Raw genomic sequence first — 19,907 nt, forward strand, 5'->3', positions numbered from 1 at the left:
CCCTCGCATTGAACGGCAAAATTGCGCAGCAGCCGCATCCCCGTCTCTCCGCTCTTTTCCGGATGGAATTGCATCCCGTACACCTGGCCGCGCCCGACAATCGCCGTGACCTCCTGATGATAGTCGCTCGTTGCCAAGAGCACGTCCAGTTCGCACAGCACATGGTACGAGTGAACAAAATAAACGTACTCGCCTTCACGCACGCCCTCCAGAAGCGGATGCTCCTGCTTTAGACGCAACTGGTTCCAGCCCATGTGCGGGACTTTGTAATCGCCGCGAAAACGCACTGCCTCACCGTGAATCAGGCCGAGTCCGGTGTTTTCGCCGTTCTCCTCGCTTTTGTCAAACAAAAGCTGCATCCCCAGGCAGATGCCCAGGATCGGCCGTTCGGAAGCGACGTATGCGTCAATCGCCCGATCCAGCCCCAGCTTCCTGATGTTTGCAATCGCGTCGCCAAAAGCGCCTACCCCCGGCAAAATCAGCCCGCTGTACTCCTGCAGCCGCTCAGGCGCCGAGACGAACTCATACGAATATCCGAGCCGCTCCAAAGCCTTGCTCAAGCTGTACAAATTGCCCATGCCGTAATCAATGATGCCGATCATTCTACAAAACCCCTTTGGTAGACGGGACCCCTTTTACACGCGGATCGATCGTCGTCGCTTCGTCCAGAGCGCGGCCCAGCGCCTTGAAAATAGCCTCGATCATGTGATGCGTATTGTGGCCGTAGTGCAAGATCACATGGAGGTTGATCCGCGCTTCGAGTGCCAGCTTCCACAAAAATTCATGCACAAGCTCCGTCGGAAATTGGCCGACCATGTTTGTCGGATAAGCTGCCCGATACTCCAAATGCGGCCGGTTGCTGATGTCGATCACAACCTGCGCCAGTGCGTCATCCATCGGAACAAAGGCGTTTCCGTAGCGCTTGATCCCTTTTTTGTCACCCAATGCCTCACGGATGCAATGTCCGAGACAGATGCCGATGTCCTCTACCGTGTGGTGGTAGTCGATTTCGATGTCTCCTTTTGCTTTTACCGTCAGGTCGAAATGTCCGTGCCGGGTGAACAGGTCCAGCATGTGGTCCAGAAAAGGCACACCCGAATCCTGCCTGCTTTCGCCTGTTCCATCTATCCCAAAGGAAAGGGCGATTTGCGTCTCATTTGTATTGCGCTCAATAGCTGCTGTGCGAATTGTACGCTCACTCATCACTGGTCACTCCTGCTCTTCGCGATCAAAGTCGCGCAGTCTCTCGGTTATGGCGCGTCCATGCCCGGCCAGTCCTTCCTGTTCGGCCAGGGTCACGATTTTTGGCCCGTTTTTCATGAGGTCGCTCTTGCTGTAAGAGACGACACTGGACTTTTTGATAAAATCATCCACCGACAGCGGCGAGGAAAAACGCGCCGTGCCGTTCGTCGGAATTACATGGTTGGTTCCGGCAAAATAATCTCCGACAGGCTCCGAGCTGTACGGCCCGAGAAAAATTGCCCCGGCGTTTTGTACTTTGCCCAACTGCGAAAACGGCTCTGCAATCATGATCTCCAAATGCTCGGGAGCGATCCGGTTGATGACGGCGAACCCTTCGTCCAGGTCTTCTACAAGCAAAATGGCTCCGTAATCGCGAATCGCCGCTGCCGCAATCGACTGGCGCGGCAGTTCGGCAAGCTGCCGCTCTACCTCCAGCGCCACCTGCTCGGCCAGCTTCCGCGAAGGCGTGACCAAAATCGCAGCCGACATCGGATCATGCTCCGCCTGCGACAGCAAATCGGCAGCGACATAACGCGCATTGGCGGTATCATCAGCAAGCACGGCAATTTCGCTTGGCCCTGCTACCATGTCAATGCTGACCAGCCCGAACACCTCGCGCTTTGCCAATGCGACAAAAATATTGCCCGGCCCGACGATCTTGTCCACCGCCTTGATTTGCTCCGTGCCATAGGTGAGTGCCGCGATCGCCTGCGCTCCGCCCACTTTGTAAACCTCCGTCACCCCCGCAATCTGCGCCGCTACGAGAATCGCCGGATTGACCTTGCCGTCCGCTCCCGGCGGGGTAGTAATGACCACCTCGGGAACGCCTGCAATTTTGGCCGGGATCGCATTCATCAGGACACTGGACGGATAGGCGGCGGTGCCCCCCGGTACATACAGTCCTGCACGCTGCAAAGGGCGGATCAACTGCCCCAGCATCGTGCCGCTCTCTTTTGTGACAAACCACGACTGGCGCACTTGGCGGCTGTGGTAATCGCGGATGTTGTCCGCGGCCTCCTGCAAAGCCGCTTTCACCTGCGGGGAGACTTGCTCATTCGCTTCGGCAAACTCCGTTTCGCTCACCCGAAACGTCTCCAGCCGCACCCGGTCAAACCTCTCTGTATACTCCCGCAAAGCTTCGTCCTTTCGCTTTCGAACATCGGCGAGAATAGCCCTGACGGCTTCCTGCTGCTCTCTCGTTCCCGACTCCACCGACCGCTTTCCGTCAAACTGACTCGCTTCCATAATCTGCATGATGCCTCTCCCCTCCTGTTCTCTATTTTTTGCCCGGAATAACCTCCAAAAACTTTCCGGCGATTTCATCGACCGCTTCGCTCTTCATCCGGTAGCTGGCACGGTTGGCAATCAGCCGCGTCGTAATCTCGCAAATATGCTCCAGCTCGACCAGGCCATTTTCTTTTAGGGTCCGGCCGGTAGAGACAATATCGACAATCCGGTCCGCAAGCCCGATCATCGGCGCCAGCTCCACCGAGCCGTTCAGCTTGATAACCTCCACCTGCTGCCCCTGCTCGCGAAAATAGCGGGAAGCGATCTTCGGATATTTGGTCGCCACTCTCAGCGCTTCTGTCGGTTTCCAGTCAGGCAGTCCGGCAACCATCATCCGGCAGTAGCCGATCTGCAGGTCCAAAAGCTCGTAGACATCCCGTTCTTCTTCGAGCAAAACGTCCTTGCCGACCACACCTACGTCCGCCACTCCGTATTCCACATAAGTCGGGACATCGGTAGGCTTTGCCAAAATAAATTCGAGCCTGGCATTTTCCACGGGAATGACCAGCTTGCGCGAGTCCTGCAGTTCAGCCGTTACCTCCAAACCCGCCTGCTGCAAAAAGTGCACAGCCTCTTCAAAAATTCGCCCTTTGGGCATGGCAATCGTCAGCTTTTGCTCATTTGCGAAAAACGCCATCTCCTACTCCTCCTGTTCCGTCATGCAGATCACCTTGCTATAGCCTTGCCCGCTCTCTGACATGATCTCCGCTTTGCCCGCTACGAGCCGGGTCACGACCACCTGGGAGTCCGCCCGCAACTGCTGCGCCTTTGCCAATGCTTCCGACCGCCGAGCCTCTGTATAAAGCAGCAAAATGCGTTTTGGCTCTTGGTCTCGCAGCGTCGGCGTGACTGTCAGCAGCCGATCCATTTTGATCGCAAATCCGGTGGCAGGTGCAGAGCGCCCAAACTGGGCCAAAAGCTGATCGTAACGACCGCCGCCCAGCAACGGAGAGCCGAGATCGGCGGCGTAGCCTTCGAAAACAACGCCTGTATAGTAGTTCAGATTGATAATCAGATTGAAATCCAACAGCAAATCCTCGGTAACTCCGTATGCTTCCAGCGCTTCCCACAAGGAAGCAATCGTCTCAACCGCCTGCCCTGCTTTTCCGTCACCCGCAAGCTCCCGCGCCTCGGCGATTTTGCTTTTTCCGCCGCGCAAGCGAAGCAGGGCGTCCAGCCGTTTTTTCCCCTCGGAGTCAATCGCAACCGTCTCCAGCAATTGGCGGAAGCCGACAAAATCACGCTCGTGCAAATACTGGCGAAATTGCTGGCGAACCTCCTCTTCGGCGATCACGTCCTCCAGCAGTCCGTCGACAAAATCGACGTGCCCGATCGCAATCCGAAACGTCTCCACACCGGCCGCCCGCAAACAAAAAACAGCGAGCGCGATCGCTTCCGCATCGGCATCCACAGAGCCATCGCCAATCAGTTCGATCCCCGTCTGGAAAAACTCCGCGTTCCGGCCCGCTTCCTTCTCCTGGGCGCGAAACACGTTGGCCTGATAAAACAGGCGGATCGGCAGCGGCACATCTTTATATAGAGAAGAAACAACGCGAGCGATTGGGGTCGTCATGTCCGGCCGCAGGACAACCGTATGCCCCTGTTTATCCAACAGGCGAAACATTCGGTCTGTCAGCGTTGCACTCGCCATTCCCACCGTATCGTAATACTCCAGCGACGGCGTGGAAATTTCCTCGTATCCCCACCGTTCGATACAATGCCGCAGCGCCCACTCCAAATGCCGTTGCTTCGCCAGTGATTCTGGTAATATGTCCCGCATCCCCAGCGGTTTTTCAAATCCCAACGGCTTCGCCATCGTCATTCCCTCCATCGTTCTAGTTCGCTTTACTCTGCTAATATGGTAGCAAACTAAAGTGTTATGTTGAAGATTAACACGAAGACAGCCCGCGGTCAACGGAGATAAGAATAGTCGGAAGATTCTTGAATATATTCCTGTACACCGCCTTCCACCAAAAGTCCCGCTCTGGAAGCGGAAGCGATTGAAAAAGGAGCCCGCCAAAACGGACTCCTTTTCTCCATGCCCATGTTCTTTCCCTGCCAGGCGATACGCAAGGCTATTTTTCTTCAGACTCTCCAGCCCGAATCACGCGCATCGGGTTGCCGCCGACAAAAGACCCGGGCGCCACGTCCTTGTGGACCACCGTTCCCGCAGCCACAATCGCCCCGTCCCCAATCGTCACTCCCGGCAAAATCGTCGAGTTGGCCCCAATCAGCACCCTGTCGCCAATGCGCACTTCTCCCAGCCGGTATTCCTCGACGAGATACTCGTGGGCGAGAATGGTCGTATTGTAGCCAATGACACTGTTTTTGCCGATTTTTATCAACTCCGGAAACATCGTGTCCATCATGACCATTAGCGCCACTGCCGTTTCCTGCCCGACCTCCATCCGCAAAAAGGTGCGGTACATCCAGTTTTTCCATGACGGAAAAGGCGTGTAACGGGCAAGCTGGATGACGACGAAGTTTTTCACGACTTTCCAAAAGCTTACTGTGCGGTACATTTGCCAAAGCGGGTTTGGCCCCTGGACCGGATAACGTGTAGTCTTCCTCATGCGCCACTCTCCGTCCTAAAAGTCTGAATCGGCATCTTCCAGAATGGCGTTCGACTGCTTGCGCGAGAAGTGCATCGCTGCATTGTAGCCCATCCGCTTCAAGCGGAAGTTCATCGCTGCCACTTCAATGATGACAGCCAGATTTCGCCCAGGCCGCACAGGTACGGTAATGATCGGAATGTCCGTATCCATGATTTTCAACGTCTCTTCGTCCAGTCCAAGGCGCTCGTACATTTTGTGCGGTTCCCACAGCTCCAGTTGCACGACCATCTCAATATTTTTCACGTTGCGGACAGCCCCTGCCCCGAACATGGTCATCACATTGATGATTCCCACGCCGCGAATCTCCAGCAAATGCTGAATCAGCTCGGGTGCGCTGCCGCTTAGCTGCCCGGCCTGCGTCTGGCGAATTTCGACTGCATCATCCGCCACCAGCCGATGGCCGCGTTTGACCAGTTCCAAAGCCGCTTCGCTTTTCCCGATTCCGCTCGATCCCATAATCAGGACGCCGACCCCGTATATGTCGGTCAGCACGCCATGAATGGTGGTGGTAGGCGCCAGACGGTTTTCCAGGAAGTTGGTCATTTTGCCCACCAGGGTCGTCGTCGCCAAAGGCGAATGCAGCACAGGCACTCCCCAGGTGTTGGAGGCTTCGATCATCTCCTCCGGGACAGGCTGGTTGCGCGTTACACAAAAGCAGGGAGTCCTCCCCTGCATCAAAAAGTTCATGCGCTCCAGTCGTTCCTCCCGGCTCAATGTCTGGAAAAAGTTGATCTCCGTCAAGCCGAACAGCTGAATCCGTTCCTCCGCGTAGTAGGAGTAGTAGCCTGCCAGCTGCAAGCCCGGACGACTCAAATCCGTTACGGTAATTTCGCGCCCCAGCCCCTCTTCCCCACTCAAAACTGTCATATTGAAATGTTCCGCAAGGTGGCTCACCTTTGTCTTGCGCATGAAAGCTTCCCCCTTTATCTGGGATGATCCGTCCCCGGTTATGTGCCTCTATTGTATCGAAACCGTCAAGCCCCCGACAACCTTTGCCTCTCGTCACGGAACTTGTCTAATCTCGCGAATTGTCGTATCATTTACATTTTTCACGTTATTTCTTAAGATAGAAAATGAGGTTGGTATTAGGCAAAATCTGAGGTAAAGTGCAAATATAGACTGTTTTACTCCGAATGTCGGAAAAAAAGAGGAGGCAACACCTTGGACTTTATACTTCGCTTCTTACTCGTAGACCTACCCGAAGCCTTCTTGCTACTGACGATTAGTTTGGCTTTGTTCAATATATCGGTGTTCGAAAAGAAGAAACAAGCCATTCTGTTTAGCTTGCTATTTGCACTGACAGGCGAGCTGCTTACATTGTTGGAAGTGCTTTATCAACCGAAAGTGCTGTTGATGTTTTTATGTACAACTGTGCTCTTGCTCCTTATTTACCGATTCAATCTATTAAAATCGGTCTTTATGGGAACAGTCGCTCTCGGCGTCATGATTCTTAACGAATCCATTATTCTCGCTATTTTTAACAGTCAACAGTTATTCCTGGAAGAAATCTTGTCTACTACAATGCTGGCAACACTTGCCCGTTTACTATATATAGGGGTATTTCTAACCATCGCGATCGTATTGCGAAAAACCAAATTCGACATTCATCAGCTATTTCAGCACAACCGCTTAAATCGTTATTTATTCCTGCTGATACTATTAGGCAGCATTGAATTTTTTCTTATTTTATTCATGAATACTTCATTCTTTCTGCGGGGAAACAATACATCCATATTCGCCTTGTATACTCCGCAATTCCAACTGTATTTCCAGTTGGCCATCCTGGCTTTGTTTATTGCAATCGTGATCTTGTTCCGGATTTACCTCAATCTGACGATCAACCGTGTGGAAGAAGAGACCGGTACCCCTTATATGAACAGCATTCAGGACCTCTTTACTGCTGTTCGTTCAATCAAACACGATTCTTTGAACCATTACACGGCTATCAATGGATTTTTGAAAAAAGAATTACATAGTCATGCCAAAGAATACGTAGAGCAATTATTAAAGGAAACGGTACTGATTGAAAGATCAGCTGACTCCAGCTCACAAGTATTGGAGCGTATCAAAAACCCGGCTATCGCTTCCTTACTGCAATCAAAAATGGTAGTTTGTCTGGCTGAACGGATCTCGCTTACGATGGAAATCAAGGAGATCAGCCAGTTCTCCCACTACAAAACATACGATTTAATCAAAATCCTGGGTAATTTGCTGGATAACGCCATACGCGCAACCTCCTACGAACTGGAGGAAAACCGTTACATACGTCTGGAATGGGGACAGACCGAAGATGAACACTTCCTGTATATCGAAAATAGCGGTCCGACAATCCCGGAATGTCAACTGCAGGAAATCTTTCATATGGGCTATACCACAAAGAAGAAAGGAGAAGGCGGGCTTGGACTAGCCATCGTCAAAAACGTGGCGGAACGCTACAACGGTAACATTCAAGTCAAATCCACTGACGGTATCACCAGTTTTCGCATTTCTTTTGCAAATCGCTAGCAAGGGGGCAACCAAATGACCTGGACAGAAAAATTGTCTGGAAAAATTGCCCATGCGATTAAGACAGAAGGTTCACCGTACACCGTGGGACAATTGGCGCATGGAATTGAAATCTTTTTGCTCAATGTCATCAATCTTTTCGTTATCGTACTCTTTTCTGCGATATTCAACTTACTAGGAGAAGTCTTGCCTCTCCTTTGCTTCTTTTTTCTACTCCGTTTTTTCACAGGCGGCGTGCATTTTAAAAACCCATGGTCCTGTCTAGTTGCGACACTCCTACTCTTACTGATTGGCGGCGCTATTATCAAGTATGTTTCCCTGGCTTCTGTTGGCATCATGTCGATCCTCATACTTCTCGTTGCAGGGGTAGGAACGTTCATCAATTATGCTTATGCTCCAGCTAAACATACATACATGCCAGACAACCCAAATATCCGGAAAAAGCATCGAACAATTGCTATTCTACTGATAGTTGTTGGTTGCATTCTCTCACTCTTTTTGGTAAGATATTCCTATAAGTTGTCTATGACTTATACACTAGCAATTACTTATCAGTCTCTTCTTCTCATGCCTGTTTCGTTTCGCTTTGTATCTTTCTTAGAAAAAACATTTTCGAAAGGATGATACTCATGAAGAAAGTGCTTTCCTCTGTTTGCAGTTTCTTTGGTGCTTTGTCAGTCCTGAGCGTCGCAGGTGTTATGAAAGGTGGATTTTTATACGAACCAATTCCACCTCATATGCGAGAAGATGTTAAGACAAATAAACAACCATAACCCCATCACAATAACAACCCCGCGAACTCTTCCAACGAGTCCGCGGGTTTTTTTGCTTTCTACCTTCTCTCTTTTTTCATACCGACAACCATCTCAATCAACCAGCCAAAAAGACTCATAAGCGCGGCTGCCACGATGACGATGCCGATATTGTCCGGCCACGGTCCCACTTCGAATCCGTCAATGAAATAAGCTGTCAGGGCAAATGTCACAGCGTTGATGACAAACCAGAAAAGCCCCATCGTCAAGATCGTCAGTGGAAAAGTAAAAAACATCAGCACCGGGCGAATCAATGTGTTCACGACACCCAAAATCAGAATGGCCCACAAAGCAACGGTAAAATTTGCAACGTAAATGGACGCAAACCATTTGCTAATCAAAAGCAGGGCGGCTCCGTTCAGGAGCATTTTGATTATCCAGCGGATCATTCCCATTCCTCCTTCCGCCAGTGTCCCCAGCGTCTACTGGAGCCCTTTCACTTCCAACTCCCACTGTTCAAAAAAGCGGGCCATGAACGCGTGCCGCTCCTGGGCAATCTCCCGGGCCGTTTTGGTGAACAGCCTGTCCTTGATGCGCGTGAGCTTCCAGGCGTATTCCTTTGCCGGGGTATGCTGCTGTGGGTCGTCGGATTGGATAGGACCTCCAATAACCCCAGTATAAGCAAAAACTCGGGCAACTCCAATAGCGCCAATCGAATCGAGCTTATCCGCATCGAACAAAATTTGTTCTTCCAAGCTTACAGGCGGGCGCTCCTTGCGAAAGCGATGGGCAAGAATCGCTGACTGCACTCGCGCGATCACATTCTCTCCGTGCCCCCGCTCGCGTAGCCATTTTTCGGCCACTCTTGCGCTGATCTCAGCGTGACACTCACCGGTACGACGCTCCTCCGCTCTCCCGACATCGTGCAGCAAGGCAGCCAGGCGCAACACCAGCATGTCCGCCCCTTCCTCTTCGCCGATCCGTTCGCACATGGCCAGCACACGCAAGTTATGCTGCCAGTCGTGTGCCGGGTCCTGACCGTCAAAGCATTTTCTCGCTTCCTCCACCAGATCGGCTGGCAGGGCCGCAATCGCTTTTGCCGCGTAATCCATTTCTTCTCCCCCGTCTCTTGCTACGTTTTTTGGACAGAAAAAGACGCCCCCCTGACCTACCCAGGGAGGCTATCCTTGCTTACTTCGATACCAGCTGCTCCAGCTTGGCAATGGTTCTCGCTTTATCCCGTTCCAAAATCGGCTTCAGGTAAGTTCCTGTGTACGAGCCTTCCAATTGCGCCACTTCTTCCGGCGTACCTGTTCCGACAATCTGCCCGCCGCGCGTACCGCCTTCCGGTCCCAGATCCACGATGTAATCCACTGTTTTGATGACATCCAGGTTGTGCTCGATCACAAGGACAGTGTCGCCATTTTCCACCAAGCGCTGCAACACTTTCAACAGACGGTCAATATCATCGGTATGCAAGCCTGTAGTCGGCTCGTCCAGAATGTACAGCGTGCGGCCTGTGCTGCGACGATACAGCTCGGAGGCCAGCTTGACGCGCTGCGCTTCCCCGCCGGAGAGTGTCGTTGCCGGCTGCCCCAGCTTCATGTAGCCAAGGCCGACGTCCACAATCGTTTGCAGCTTGCGCTCGATCTTCGGCAGATTGCGGAAAAACTCCACTGCATCCTCAATCGTCATTTCCAGCACGTCCGCGATGCTCTTGCCCTTGTATTTTACATCGAGCGTCTCGCGGTTGTAGCGCTTGCCGTGGCACACCTCGCAAGGCACGTATACGTCCGGCAAAAAGTGCATCTCGATCTTGATAATTCCATCACCGCTGCACGCCTCGCAGCGGCCGCCCTTGACGTTGAAGCTGAAACGGCCTTTTTTGTAGCCGCGCACCTTCGCTTCGTTCGTCGAGGCAAACAGATCGCGAATGTCGTCAAAGACGCCTGTATACGTCGCCGGATTGGAGCGCGGCGTGCGGCCAATGGGAGACTGGTCGATGTCAATCACTTTGTCCAGGTGCTCCAGCCCCACGATGCGGCGGTGTTCGCCCGGCTTTACTTTGGCGCCGTTCAGGTCGCGCGACAGGGCTTTTTGCAAAATTTCGTTGATGAGCGTACTTTTCCCGGAACCCGATACGCCTGTCACCGCGACGAACAATCCTAACGGAATTTTCGCCGTGACATTTTTCAGGTTGTTTTCCTTCGCACCCTCAATCTTTATCCACTTGTCGGTAGGCTTTCTGCGCTCCAACGGAACCGGAATGAATTTGCGCCCGCTGAGATAGGCACCTGTGAGCGAATTTTCATCCTTCATCACTTCTTCCGGCGTGCCCGCAGCCACTACCTGACCGCCGTGAATACCCGCGCCGGGACCGATGTCGATAATGTAGTCACAAGCCAACATCGTATCTTCGTCATGCTCGACCACGATCAGGGTGTTCCCCAGCCTGGTCATATGCTCCAGGGTTTTAATCAGGCGGGCGTTATCCCGCTGGTGCAGCCCGATGCTCGGCTCATCGAGGATGTACAGGACCCCCATCAGGCTGGAGCCGATCTGGGTAGCCAGCCGTATCCGCTGCGCCTCTCCCCCGGAAAGTGTACCTGCGGCCCGGCTCAGTGTCAGGTAATCCAGTCCGACGTCGATCAAAAAGTTGAGTCGTGCCTTGATTTCCTTCACGATCAGGTTGGCAATTTTCGCTTCCCGTTCGGTCAACTCCAGTCCATCAATGAACTGGTGTGCATCGAGAATCGACAGTTCCGTCAGTTCGGAAATGCTGCGCCCTCCGACCTTTACGGCCAGACTCTCCTGGCGCAAACGATGTCCTTTGCAGACGTGGCAAGGTTTCTGGCTCATGAAGCCTTCGATTTGCTCGCGGATATAGTCCGAACTGGTTTCCAGATGGCGACGCTGCAGGTTGGGAATGACGCCTTCAAACGGTACAACCGCTTCCCGCACTTGCCCGAACTCGTTTTCATAGCGGAACTTGATCTTCTCCCCTTCGCTGCCGTACATCAAAATGTGTACCTGCTCAGGGGACAACTCCTCAAACGGGATGTCCATGCGAATATGAAAATGGCGGCAAGCCGATTCCAGCAGCTGCTGATAGTAGGTCGACGACTTTGGCTCCCAGGCGCTAATCGCGCCGTCTTGCAACGTCTTGGTCGCATCCGGAACGACCATGTCCGGGTCTACCTCCAGCTTTACGCCCAAACCGTCACACTCCGAGCACGCGCCAAACGGACTGTTGAAAGAGAAAATCCGCGGCTCCAGCTCGCCGATGGAAAATCCGCAAACCGGGCAGGCGTGCTTCTCGCTGAACAACAGCTCCTCCTGCTCCAGCACGTCGACAATCACCTTGCCGTCCGCAAGCCGCAACGCCGTCTCCAAAGAGTCCGCAAGACGCGACTGCACATCCGGCTTCACGACAACGCGGTCCACCACGACTTCGATGTTGTGCTTTTTGTTTTTTTCCAGCTTGATGTCCTCGGACAAATCGGTAATTTCTCCGTTCACACGTACGCGCACGAAGCCCTGCTTGCGAATGTCCTCCAGCAGTTTGACGTGCTCGCCCTTGCGTCCCTGTACCATTGGCGCGAGGATTTGCATTCTCGTGCGCTCCGGGTACTCCATCAGGCGATCGACCATTTGCTCAATCGTCTGGGATTGAATCTCGATGCCGTGATTGGGACAGATCGCTCTGCCCACACGCGCATACAAAAGACGCATATAGTCGTAGATTTCCGTCACTGTACCGACAGTGGAGCGCGGATTGCGGCTCGTCGTTTTCTGGTCGATGGAAATAGCGGGGGAAAGCCCTTCAATCGAATCCACATCCGGCTTGTCCATCTGCCCGAGAAACTGGCGGGCATAGGCAGAGAGCGACTCCACGTAACGCCGTTGTCCCTCTGCGTAAATCGTGTCAAAAGCAAGGGAAGATTTTCCCGAGCCGGACAAACCCGTCAACACGACGAATTTGTCCCGCGGGATCACTACATCAATGTTTTTCAGATTGTGGGCACGCGCGCCCTTGACGACAATATGTTCCAATGGCATGAAAATACCTCTCCTTAGAGTTCCGCCTTCAGCTCCAGAATCAAATCACGCAGCTCGGCCGCTCGCTCGAACATGAGGTTGCGCGCCGCTTCCTTCATTTCTTCTTCCATGCGTTCGATGACAGCCAGTCGTTCCTTCTTCGGCATCTTCTTGAAATCGGCGTGTGGCAAATAGTCCGCTTTTTCCTCTGCCACCTTTGTCGCCTCGATCACTTCGCGCACAGCTTTTTTCACCGTCTGCGGAGTGATGCCGTGCTTCTCGTTGTAGGCAATCTGGATGGCACGGCGACGCTCCGTCTCGCGAATGGCCGCGTTCATCGAGTCCGTCATCTTGTCCGCGTACATAATCACGCGCCCCTCTGCGTTCCGGGCTGCCCGCCCGATCGTCTGGATCAGGGAGCGCTCGTTGCGCAGGAAACCTTCCTTGTCGGCGTCCAAAATCGCGACAAGGGAAACCTCGGGCAAGTCCAAACCTTCCCGCAGCAGGTTGATCCCGATCAGCACGTCAAATTCACCTAACCGCAAGGATCGCAAAATCTGCATCCGCTCGATCGTCTTGATGTCAGAGTGCAAATAGCGGACCTTGATCCCGATCTCCTTCAGGTAGTCCGTCAGGTCCTCCGCCATTTTTTTCGTCAGTGTCGTGACGAGGACGCGCTCGTTTTTGGCAATCGTAGCCTGGATTTCCCCGATCAGATCGTCGATTTGCCCTTTGATCGGGCGCACCGAAATCGTCGGGTCAACCAGTCCTGTCGGGCGAATGACCTGCTGCACCAGCACCGGGCAGTGCTCCAGTTCATACGGACCGGGCGTTGCCGAGATGTAGATCGCCTGGTTGACTTTTTGCTCAAACTCGTCGAAGCGCAGCGGTCGGTTATCCTTCGCGGACGGCAGGCGGAACCCATGCTCGACCAACACGTTCTTGCGCGCCTGGTCGCCGTTGTACATCCCCCGCACCTGCGGCAAAGTCATGTGCGACTCGTCAATCAGAAGCAGGTAGTCGTCCGGAAAGTAATCAAGCAGCGTGTACGGCGCGTGTCCCGCCGGAAGTCCGGTCAGGTGGCGCGAGTAGTTTTCAATCCCGGAGCAGAAGCCCATCTCCAGCATCATCTCGATGTCATAGCGCGTCCGCTGCTCCAGCCGCTGCGCTTCCAGCAGCTTTCCGGCCGCGCGCAGCTCTGCCAGCCGCTCTTCCAGCTCTGCTTCGATGCTTTGGACAGCCAGCTTCATTTTTTCGTCGCGGGTAACATAGTGGGACGCCGGGAAAATGGCTACGTGCTCGCGCTGGCCCAAAATCTCTCCGGTCAGCACATCAATGGCGGTGATCCGCTCAATTTCGTCTCCGAAAAACTCCACGCGAATCGCCTGCTCGCTCTCTGACGCCGGAAAAATCTCCAGGACGTCTCCGCGCACCCGGAAGGTCCCCCGCGTGAAGTTGATGTCGTTGCGCGTGTACTGGATGTCGACCAGCCGATGCAATACCTCGTCCCGGCTTTTTTCCATGCCGACACGCAGCGACAGCAGCAGCTCCTTGTACTCCTCCGGCGAACCCAAACCGTAGATGCACGATACCGATGCCACAATAATGACGTCGCGCCGCTCAAACAAGGCACTGGTCGCCGAGTGGCGCAGCTTGTCGATCTCGTCGTTGATGCTGGAGTCTTTTTCAATAAACGTATCCGATTGGGGAATGTACGCTTCCGGCTGATAGTAGTCGTAATAGCTGACGAAGTATTCCACCGCGTTATTCGGGAAAAACTCCTTGAACTCTGCGCATAGCTGGGCAGCCAGTGTCTTGTTGTGCGCCATCACCAGTGTCGGCTTGTTCACCTGGGCGATCACCTGGGCAGCCGTATAGGTTTTTCCCGTACCAGTAGCCCCGAGCAACGTTTGGTGCCGCTTGCCTGCCCGGATTCCTGCCACCAGTTCGGCGATCGCGGTCGGCTGGTCACCGGACGGTTGATACTCCGAAACCAATTCAAAACGGTCCATTCCCTCGCTCATCTCCTCGTTGCATAACTGTTTCTATTTCCATTATAACACAATTCGGGCGATGATAAGCCGAAATTCGAACAAATGTTTGTCTTCATCCTTCGACACATTATACCGATAATAAGTAGTAGTGTACAAGCACGTACGGTTAGACTCGCCACCTTCAGGGAGGATCGACATGTCAGATATCGGAACTACCGTTAAAAATAACCCGTATATTCAGCCACACATGAGCTATAAAGGCAAAAAGGAGTTTACTACAGAGCTTGACAACAACGCCTTCATGAAGCTTTTGCTGGAGCAGTTGAAGCATCAAGACCCGATGTCCCCGATGGACAACTCCCAGTTCATCCAGCAAACGAGCATGATGACAATGGTGGAAAAGATCACCAAAATGGCGACGCTGATGGAGCAATCCAACAACAGCATGCTGACGCTGGAAAAGTATGAGTCGCTGATCGGCCGCACCGCAACCTACTACCTGACAACCAAAGACGAGATGACAGGTGAAACCGAAACAGAGACGAAAGAAGGCGTACTCGAAGCCGTTTACATGGACAGCGGCAAGATTTACTTCCGCATCGCCGGAGAGCCTACTCCGATTCCACTGGCGGACATCAAAGGTCTGGAGTCTCAGGGCATGACAGGAAATGCGCTCGATAGCAGCGTGAAGTTCATGAACATGATTGGCAAGGAAATCTCGTACAAAACGACCAAGGAAGTAGACAAGGACGGCAACCCGGCGACTACTGACGACATTGAAAAAGTAGACGAAATCGCGAATGCAGTCATCACTGGCTTCACCATGAAAGACGGTACGACGCAGTTTACTTTGGATAACGGCACGACCGTCAAGCTCGATCAGGTCGTGGGCATGAGCGTCAAGCCGGACAGCAACACCATGAGCAACTCGCTGCAGTACGCGCAAATGATCGGCTACAGCATCACATATACCGAAAAGCAAACCAATCCGGACGGCTCGACCACGGACAACAGTCTGAACGGCATCATTAAAGCTGTCAGCGTGAAAAACGGAGTCGTAGAGTTCGTCTTGACCGATGACAAAAAAATTGCGCTGCAGCAAATCACCGGATTTGAAGCGAGCGCCTAGTCTGCCACATATGCAAAAGCCGCACTTGCTCCCCATCAGGAGCGTGCGGCTTCTTCTTTTGCCCGGCCTTATTCTTTTATGATGGTTTGCCCCGTGAGCGCATCGACATACACCGTCGTGTCAACCTTCGCCTCACCCCCGCAAAAACAGTGCGAACGGGTTTGACTGTCGCATACCTTCTCCCCTCTGGCCATCACGCGCCTACATTCAGTTTTTCCAGCTTCTGCTTGATAAGCTCGACGACACTGGATCGTTTCAAATCGACAAATACGCGCGTCGTTGCATCCGGCACCACGATGATCCCCAGCTGATGGTGGTTCCCCGCGTAGACAGCACACTGCACAAACTTCAGCTCGCCTTCGCGGGTGAGAACTTCCATCTTGCAAAAAGCCGGATTCGCCTGCAACGCCGGATACAGCTCTTCCTTGTCCCGCACCGGAATGCCGTTTACCTTCACGATGATTTCTCCTGTCGTAATCCCGATCTCTTCAGCCCGCGTACCCGGGATGACCCCCATGACCTTGACGCCGCGAGAAGACTGGATGAAATAAGGAGAACGCTGCCTTTCTTTCCACTGGCTCCAGAAAAACAACGCTTCGTGCCCGAACAACGCAAACAGGGCGGCGAGCAAAACAAGCGGCGCAAACAAGACGGACAGGGCGCATAACGCCAATAGCCCGACTGCGTACCAGGTGAGATTTTTGGAAATTTGTCTGGCCTTTTTCATCGGGGTCATCGTCTGGGTCATATCCGAAAAACCCGTAACGGTTGGCAACAGCATCAGTCCGTAGGAAGCCAGCTCGCCCGAAAAAAACGGCCAGCCCGGATAAAGGGCACCACTAATTGTCCCCGGCTCCACCTGGACGAACAAGGCAAGCGGAGTCAGCCAAAACGAATGCAGCAGGTACGCTCCGACAATCCGCCCGCGTTGTCCTTCGACAAACAGCGGAGATGCGTCCTTGCCCCCGTTCCAGCAGACGAGCATCGCTTCGATCAGATGCATGATCGCCACCAGAGCAAGTAGCGGGATCGGCTTCGCCTGCAGCAGCATTTCCCACACGCTGCCGAGTACCGAAACGTCCCGCACCCCTGGGAATGCTTGAGCAATCGCGTGCAAAATGGATAAAAGACCTGCCGCATAGGCAAAGCAAAGAAAACGCAAGCGAATCAGCGCCAAAAGAAGAGCCAATGCCCATAATATCCATAAATCTTGTGCCTGCACGACAACTCCCAGTCCCGCAGCGAGAAGCGAGATGCACAAACCTCCTGTTACGCCCATTCCTACTGCCCGGAATGTCGACAGGAGCGGAGACTGCATGCGGGCGGCAAATAGCTGTCTTTCCAGCTTCATTTGTCTGCGATAGTGCAAGTAAATGAACCCGAGAAAAAGGTAAAAAACGGGATTGAGAAAAAATGCGGCAAAGCCATATGCAATAGAAAGCATATCTGCCTGAATCGCCAATTGCCTCACCTCAAATGAAAAAAAGAAAACCACGACATGTGATTTGCCGTGGTTATGATTTCTACGGAATAGAGGGAATTCCCTGCTTCCTAATCCTTGATTATTTTCCCTGTTTGCCAGTCACGACATCCAGAGCCTTCTGCAATTGCAGGTCATTCTCCGGCTTGCGCATGGTCTCGCGCAGGCTTTCTTCGAGCTGACTGCGTGTCGCCGCGTCCACTTTTCCGGTGACAGGCAGCTTTTTCGCCGTCTGGAACTGCTTGACCGCCTGTTCGGTCTTTTCGTCAAAGTAGCCGTCATCGCGGCCTGGAGACAATTTCAGTCCGGTCAGGATCAGTTGCAGATTCTTCACATCAGCGCCTGCCATGTCACGGGCCAGCTCCTTGTCGGCTGGCAACTGTGTGGCATTGAAATAATCAGGCTGCGCCACCTTGAAGTCCGGCTCGATTCCTTTTTGGTGAATCCATTCGCCGCTCGGCGTAAGCCATTTGGCAATCGTCAGCTTCAATTGGCTCTTGTCCGTCATTTCCATCGTGCTTTGGACAGTGCCTTTGCCGAAGCTCTTTTCACCGACCAGCTTGTAGTTGCCGCTGTCGCGCAATGCCCCCGCCAAAATTTCCGAGGCGCTGGCACTGCCGCCGTTAATCAGGACAGAGATCGGATACGGTTTGGCAGCATCCGCTGTCGAGCGGTACTCTTCTTTTTGCTGCCCGCCCGCACCGTACTCAATGGCAACGATGACGCCTTTTTTCGGCACGAGCACCTCGCCGATTTCCTTGACGGCGAGCAAATAGCCGCCCGGGTTGCCACGCACGTCGATGACGAGCCCACCGATCCCCTTTTTCTCCAGGGCAGCAAGCTGCTCCTTGAAGTGCTTGGCTGTTTCGGTCGAGAACTGGGTAATGCCGATCACCCCGACCTTTACGCCGTTTTTCTCGATAATTTGGCTGTTAACCGTTTCGATTGGAATATCGTCACGAATGCACACGATGGTGAGCGGTTCTGCCACGCCTGCACGCACGACCTTCAGAACGGCTTTCGTTCCTTTGGGGCCGCGAATTTTGGTCACGGCCTCGTGCAAGTCCAGACCCTCCAGCGACTCTCCGTTGACGCTCAAAATCTGGTCGTTCGGTCTGAGGCCCGCACGCTCGGCAGGAGAGCCTTTGAATGGCGAAACGACTGTGACCCGTCCGTTTTGCATGGTGACTTCTGTGCCGATCCCCTGGAAAGTAGAATGCAGCGTCGAAGTAAATTCTTCGGCTGATTTCGGGTCCATGTAATCGCTGTACGGATCTTCCAAAGCGCCGACCATGCCGCTGATTGCGCCTTCTACCAGCTGTTCATTGGTAACTGTTTGAATGTAGTCTTTTTTGATCGCCGTAAAAGCTTCATACAGCTTTTTGAACTCCTGGGGATATTCCGAGCCTCCCGAAAACATCGCACGAGTGGAAGCAGTCAATGCCCCAGTCTGGGTTGTGTTCGCGCTGGCTGATGTCTTCATCAACGCGATGGTCAAAAAGCTGCTGGCCACCATCGAGATGAGCACAAGCGCCAATACGGTACGTCCTTTCCATCTCACTACTCACGTCACCATCCTTTGTGCTCCCGGCAAAAAGATATGCTGCTAGTGTATGCATCTGCCGTTAGCAATATTTGTCTGGCTGCCCGCTGCTGGACTATTTCAGGTACGGCATAGGATTGACGGCAACGTCGTTTTTGTAGACGGTAAAGTGAAGGTGGTTTCCGGTAGAGCGGCCAGTAGAGCCTACTTCGGCGATTTTTTGGCCTCTCGATACGGATTGTCCCACAGAAACCTTGATGCCACCCTCGCGAATGTGTCCGTAAAGCGTGGTGATCTCCGCACTGTGTTTAATCATTACCGTATTCCCGAAGCCATTGGAATACCCTGCAAAAATGACGACCCCGTCAGCCGCAGCCAAAATCGGCGTTCCTTTTGATGCTGCCATATCTACACCATTATGCCCAGCTGAACGGCCTGTAAACGGGTCTTTCCGCATCCCGAAGCCTGAACTGAAGCGAAATAGTCCATCTGCAATCGGCAAACCGAGCTTGCCGCCCTTGTACCCTGTACTGGACGCGCTCATCGCCCGCACACGCTCCGCATACTTCGCGGATTCCTGGCGTGTAAGCTCAATCAGTTGCTGTCCGTACTGCTCCAGGTCTTCTTCCAGCGCAGCCTCTTTCTTTTTCAGCTCGGCCTTGACCACAAGACTTTGCTTGTACTGCTTGTCCAGCTCAGCCTTGAGCGCTTCCGCCTCGTCGAGCATTCCCGCGTACACGGTCAGTTGATGCTCGATTTCTTTTTTCTTCGTCTCAATCGTTTCTTTGTCGCGAATATTGTCTTCTAGGATACGCGTATCCTGCTCAAGAATCAACTGCAACCCTTCCATGCGGGTCAGAAAATCGCCAAAGTCGGTTGACCCGAGCAGCACGTCCAGGTACGAGACATTTCCGCGTTCATACATGGATTTTACCCGGGTTTTCAAGAGCGTTTCCCGCTTCGCTACCCGTTCCTTCGCCTCGTCCAGCTGATCTTGGGCCTCGGCAGCTTTTTCCTTTGTTTCATTCATTTGCTTTTCGAGCTTGTCCAGCTTGTTTTGCGTCTCGTTGCGGCGCAGGTCGATCGTCATCAGCTGTGTCTGCAAGTCCTGCTGCTCCTTTTGCACGAGACTGATTTGCTGTTCGGTCTGCTTCATTTGCTGCTGCTGTTGTTTTTTCTTTTGCTGGATTTCCTTCAACTCGCGGTTGATCTTGTCCAAAGATGCCTTGCTGGCTGCCCAGCTCACGTTAGTCGGGATCGCAGAACCAGCCAAAAGGCCGGTGATTAAGAGTGTGTATAGGATTCTCTTTCTCATGATACTC

The 19,907-nt window shown here is 53.2% G+C and carries 18 protein-coding genes (1 of these 18 only partly in view); 4 read left to right on the plus strand and 14 right to left on the minus strand.

Annotation, left to right across the window (positions count from 1 at the left end; translation table 11 throughout):
* From hisH to hprK, 7 genes are all read right to left on the minus strand, one after another.
* On the minus strand, positions 1 to 602 hold the 5' portion of the coding sequence (hisH, locus tag AAFJ72_RS19330) for an imidazole glycerol phosphate synthase subunit HisH (RefSeq protein WP_432775326.1). It extends 13 nt beyond the left edge of the window; 602 of the gene's 615 nt are visible here — the first part of the coding sequence; the start codon lies at positions 600 to 602; the stop codon falls past the left edge of the window.
* A 1-nt stretch (position 603) separates the two neighbouring features.
* Entirely contained in the window at positions 604 to 1,203 is a 600-nt protein-coding gene (gene hisB, locus AAFJ72_RS19335) for an imidazoleglycerol-phosphate dehydratase HisB (protein WP_432775327.1), read from the minus strand.
* A 6-nt stretch (positions 1,204 to 1,209) separates the two neighbouring features.
* Positions 1,210 to 2,496: a histidinol dehydrogenase gene (gene hisD, locus AAFJ72_RS19340; protein ID WP_432775329.1), complete on the minus strand. Its 1,287-nt coding sequence runs from the start codon at positions 2,494 to 2,496 to the stop codon at positions 1,210 to 1,212.
* A 22-nt stretch (positions 2,497 to 2,518) separates the two neighbouring features.
* Positions 2,519 to 3,166, minus strand: a complete 648-nt coding sequence (gene hisG / locus AAFJ72_RS19345) for an ATP phosphoribosyltransferase (protein ID WP_122906173.1) — start codon at positions 3,164 to 3,166, stop codon at positions 2,519 to 2,521.
* 3 nt (positions 3,167 to 3,169) lie between these two features.
* Positions 3,170 to 4,345, minus strand: coding sequence for an ATP phosphoribosyltransferase regulatory subunit (locus AAFJ72_RS19350; protein WP_432775330.1), 1,176 nt, complete (start codon positions 4,343 to 4,345; stop codon positions 3,170 to 3,172).
* Between the two features lie 259 nt (positions 4,346 to 4,604).
* Positions 4,605 to 5,102 carry an acyltransferase gene (locus AAFJ72_RS19355; protein ID WP_432775332.1) on the minus strand — a complete coding sequence of 166 codons (498 nt, stop codon included), beginning with the start codon at positions 5,100 to 5,102 and terminating at the stop codon, positions 4,605 to 4,607.
* 15 nt (positions 5,103 to 5,117) lie between these two features.
* Positions 5,118 to 6,053 (minus strand): HPr(Ser) kinase/phosphatase, encoded by a 936-nt coding sequence (gene hprK, locus AAFJ72_RS19360; protein WP_432775334.1) that lies wholly within the window; start codon positions 6,051 to 6,053, stop codon positions 5,118 to 5,120.
* A 252-nt stretch (positions 6,054 to 6,305) separates the two neighbouring features.
* Here hprK and AAFJ72_RS19365 point away from each other — a divergent pair, with 252 nt between their 5' ends.
* Genes AAFJ72_RS19365 through AAFJ72_RS19375 form a run of 3 tightly spaced genes read left to right on the plus strand, consistent with a single transcriptional unit; the run spans position 6,306 to position 8,422 of the window.
* On the plus strand, positions 6,306 to 7,649 hold the full coding sequence (locus AAFJ72_RS19365; protein WP_122906177.1) for a sensor histidine kinase: 1,344 nt from the start codon (positions 6,306 to 6,308) through the stop codon (positions 7,647 to 7,649).
* Between the two features lie 15 nt (positions 7,650 to 7,664).
* Entirely contained in the window at positions 7,665 to 8,273 is a 609-nt protein-coding gene (locus AAFJ72_RS19370) for an accessory gene regulator ArgB-like protein (RefSeq protein ID WP_122906178.1), read from the plus strand.
* A 5-nt stretch (positions 8,274 to 8,278) separates the two neighbouring features.
* The gene (locus AAFJ72_RS19375; RefSeq protein WP_170163474.1) at positions 8,279 to 8,422 is read left to right on the plus strand and encodes a hypothetical protein; all 144 of its coding nucleotides are present in this window, start codon (positions 8,279 to 8,281) and stop codon (positions 8,420 to 8,422) included.
* Between the two features lie 59 nt (positions 8,423 to 8,481).
* Here the strand turns inward: AAFJ72_RS19375 and AAFJ72_RS19380 are convergent, their stop codons facing one another.
* The 4 genes from AAFJ72_RS19380 to uvrB form a co-directional block, all read right to left on the minus strand.
* The gene (locus AAFJ72_RS19380; RefSeq protein WP_122906179.1) at positions 8,482 to 8,850 is read right to left on the minus strand and encodes a phage holin family protein; all 369 of its coding nucleotides are present in this window, start codon (positions 8,848 to 8,850) and stop codon (positions 8,482 to 8,484) included.
* Positions 8,851 to 8,883: 33 nt separating this feature from the next.
* Positions 8,884 to 9,513 (minus strand): HD domain-containing protein, encoded by a 630-nt coding sequence (locus AAFJ72_RS19385; RefSeq protein ID WP_122906180.1) that lies wholly within the window; start codon positions 9,511 to 9,513, stop codon positions 8,884 to 8,886.
* A gap of 79 nt (positions 9,514 to 9,592) precedes the next feature.
* On the minus strand, positions 9,593 to 12,460 hold the full coding sequence (gene uvrA, locus AAFJ72_RS19390; protein WP_432775336.1) for an excinuclease ABC subunit UvrA: 2,868 nt from the start codon (positions 12,458 to 12,460) through the stop codon (positions 9,593 to 9,595).
* A gap of 14 nt (positions 12,461 to 12,474) precedes the next feature.
* Complete coding sequence (uvrB, locus tag AAFJ72_RS19395; RefSeq protein ID WP_432775337.1) at positions 12,475 to 14,451, minus strand: excinuclease ABC subunit UvrB; 1,977 nt, start codon at positions 14,449 to 14,451, stop codon at positions 12,475 to 12,477.
* A gap of 178 nt (positions 14,452 to 14,629) precedes the next feature.
* Between uvrB and AAFJ72_RS19400 the strand changes: the two genes are divergently transcribed.
* Positions 14,630 to 15,562 carry a flagellar hook assembly protein FlgD gene (locus tag AAFJ72_RS19400; protein WP_432775339.1) on the plus strand — a complete coding sequence of 311 codons (933 nt, stop codon included), beginning with the start codon at positions 14,630 to 14,632 and terminating at the stop codon, positions 15,560 to 15,562.
* Between the two features lie 193 nt (positions 15,563 to 15,755).
* Here AAFJ72_RS19400 and AAFJ72_RS19405 read toward each other — a convergent pair whose 3' ends face one another.
* The 3 genes from AAFJ72_RS19405 to AAFJ72_RS19415 all read right to left on the minus strand — a co-directional run bounded on the left by AAFJ72_RS19405 (position 15,756) and on the right by AAFJ72_RS19415 (position 19,900).
* Complete coding sequence (locus tag AAFJ72_RS19405; protein WP_432775341.1) at positions 15,756 to 17,024, minus strand: PDZ domain-containing protein; 1,269 nt, start codon at positions 17,022 to 17,024, stop codon at positions 15,756 to 15,758.
* Positions 17,025 to 17,124: 100 nt separating this feature from the next.
* On the minus strand, positions 17,125 to 18,603 hold the full coding sequence (locus AAFJ72_RS19410; protein WP_432775343.1) for a S41 family peptidase: 1,479 nt from the start codon (positions 18,601 to 18,603) through the stop codon (positions 17,125 to 17,127).
* A gap of 97 nt (positions 18,604 to 18,700) precedes the next feature.
* Positions 18,701 to 19,900 carry a murein hydrolase activator EnvC family protein gene (locus tag AAFJ72_RS19415; RefSeq protein WP_122906186.1) on the minus strand — a complete coding sequence of 400 codons (1,200 nt, stop codon included), beginning with the start codon at positions 19,898 to 19,900 and terminating at the stop codon, positions 18,701 to 18,703.
* Between the last annotated feature and the right edge of the window lie 7 nt (positions 19,901 to 19,907).

The sequence above is a fragment of the Brevibacillus gelatini genome, assembly GCF_050920745.1.
Classification (GTDB): domain Bacteria; phylum Bacillota; class Bacilli; order Brevibacillales; family Brevibacillaceae; genus Brevibacillus; species Brevibacillus gelatini.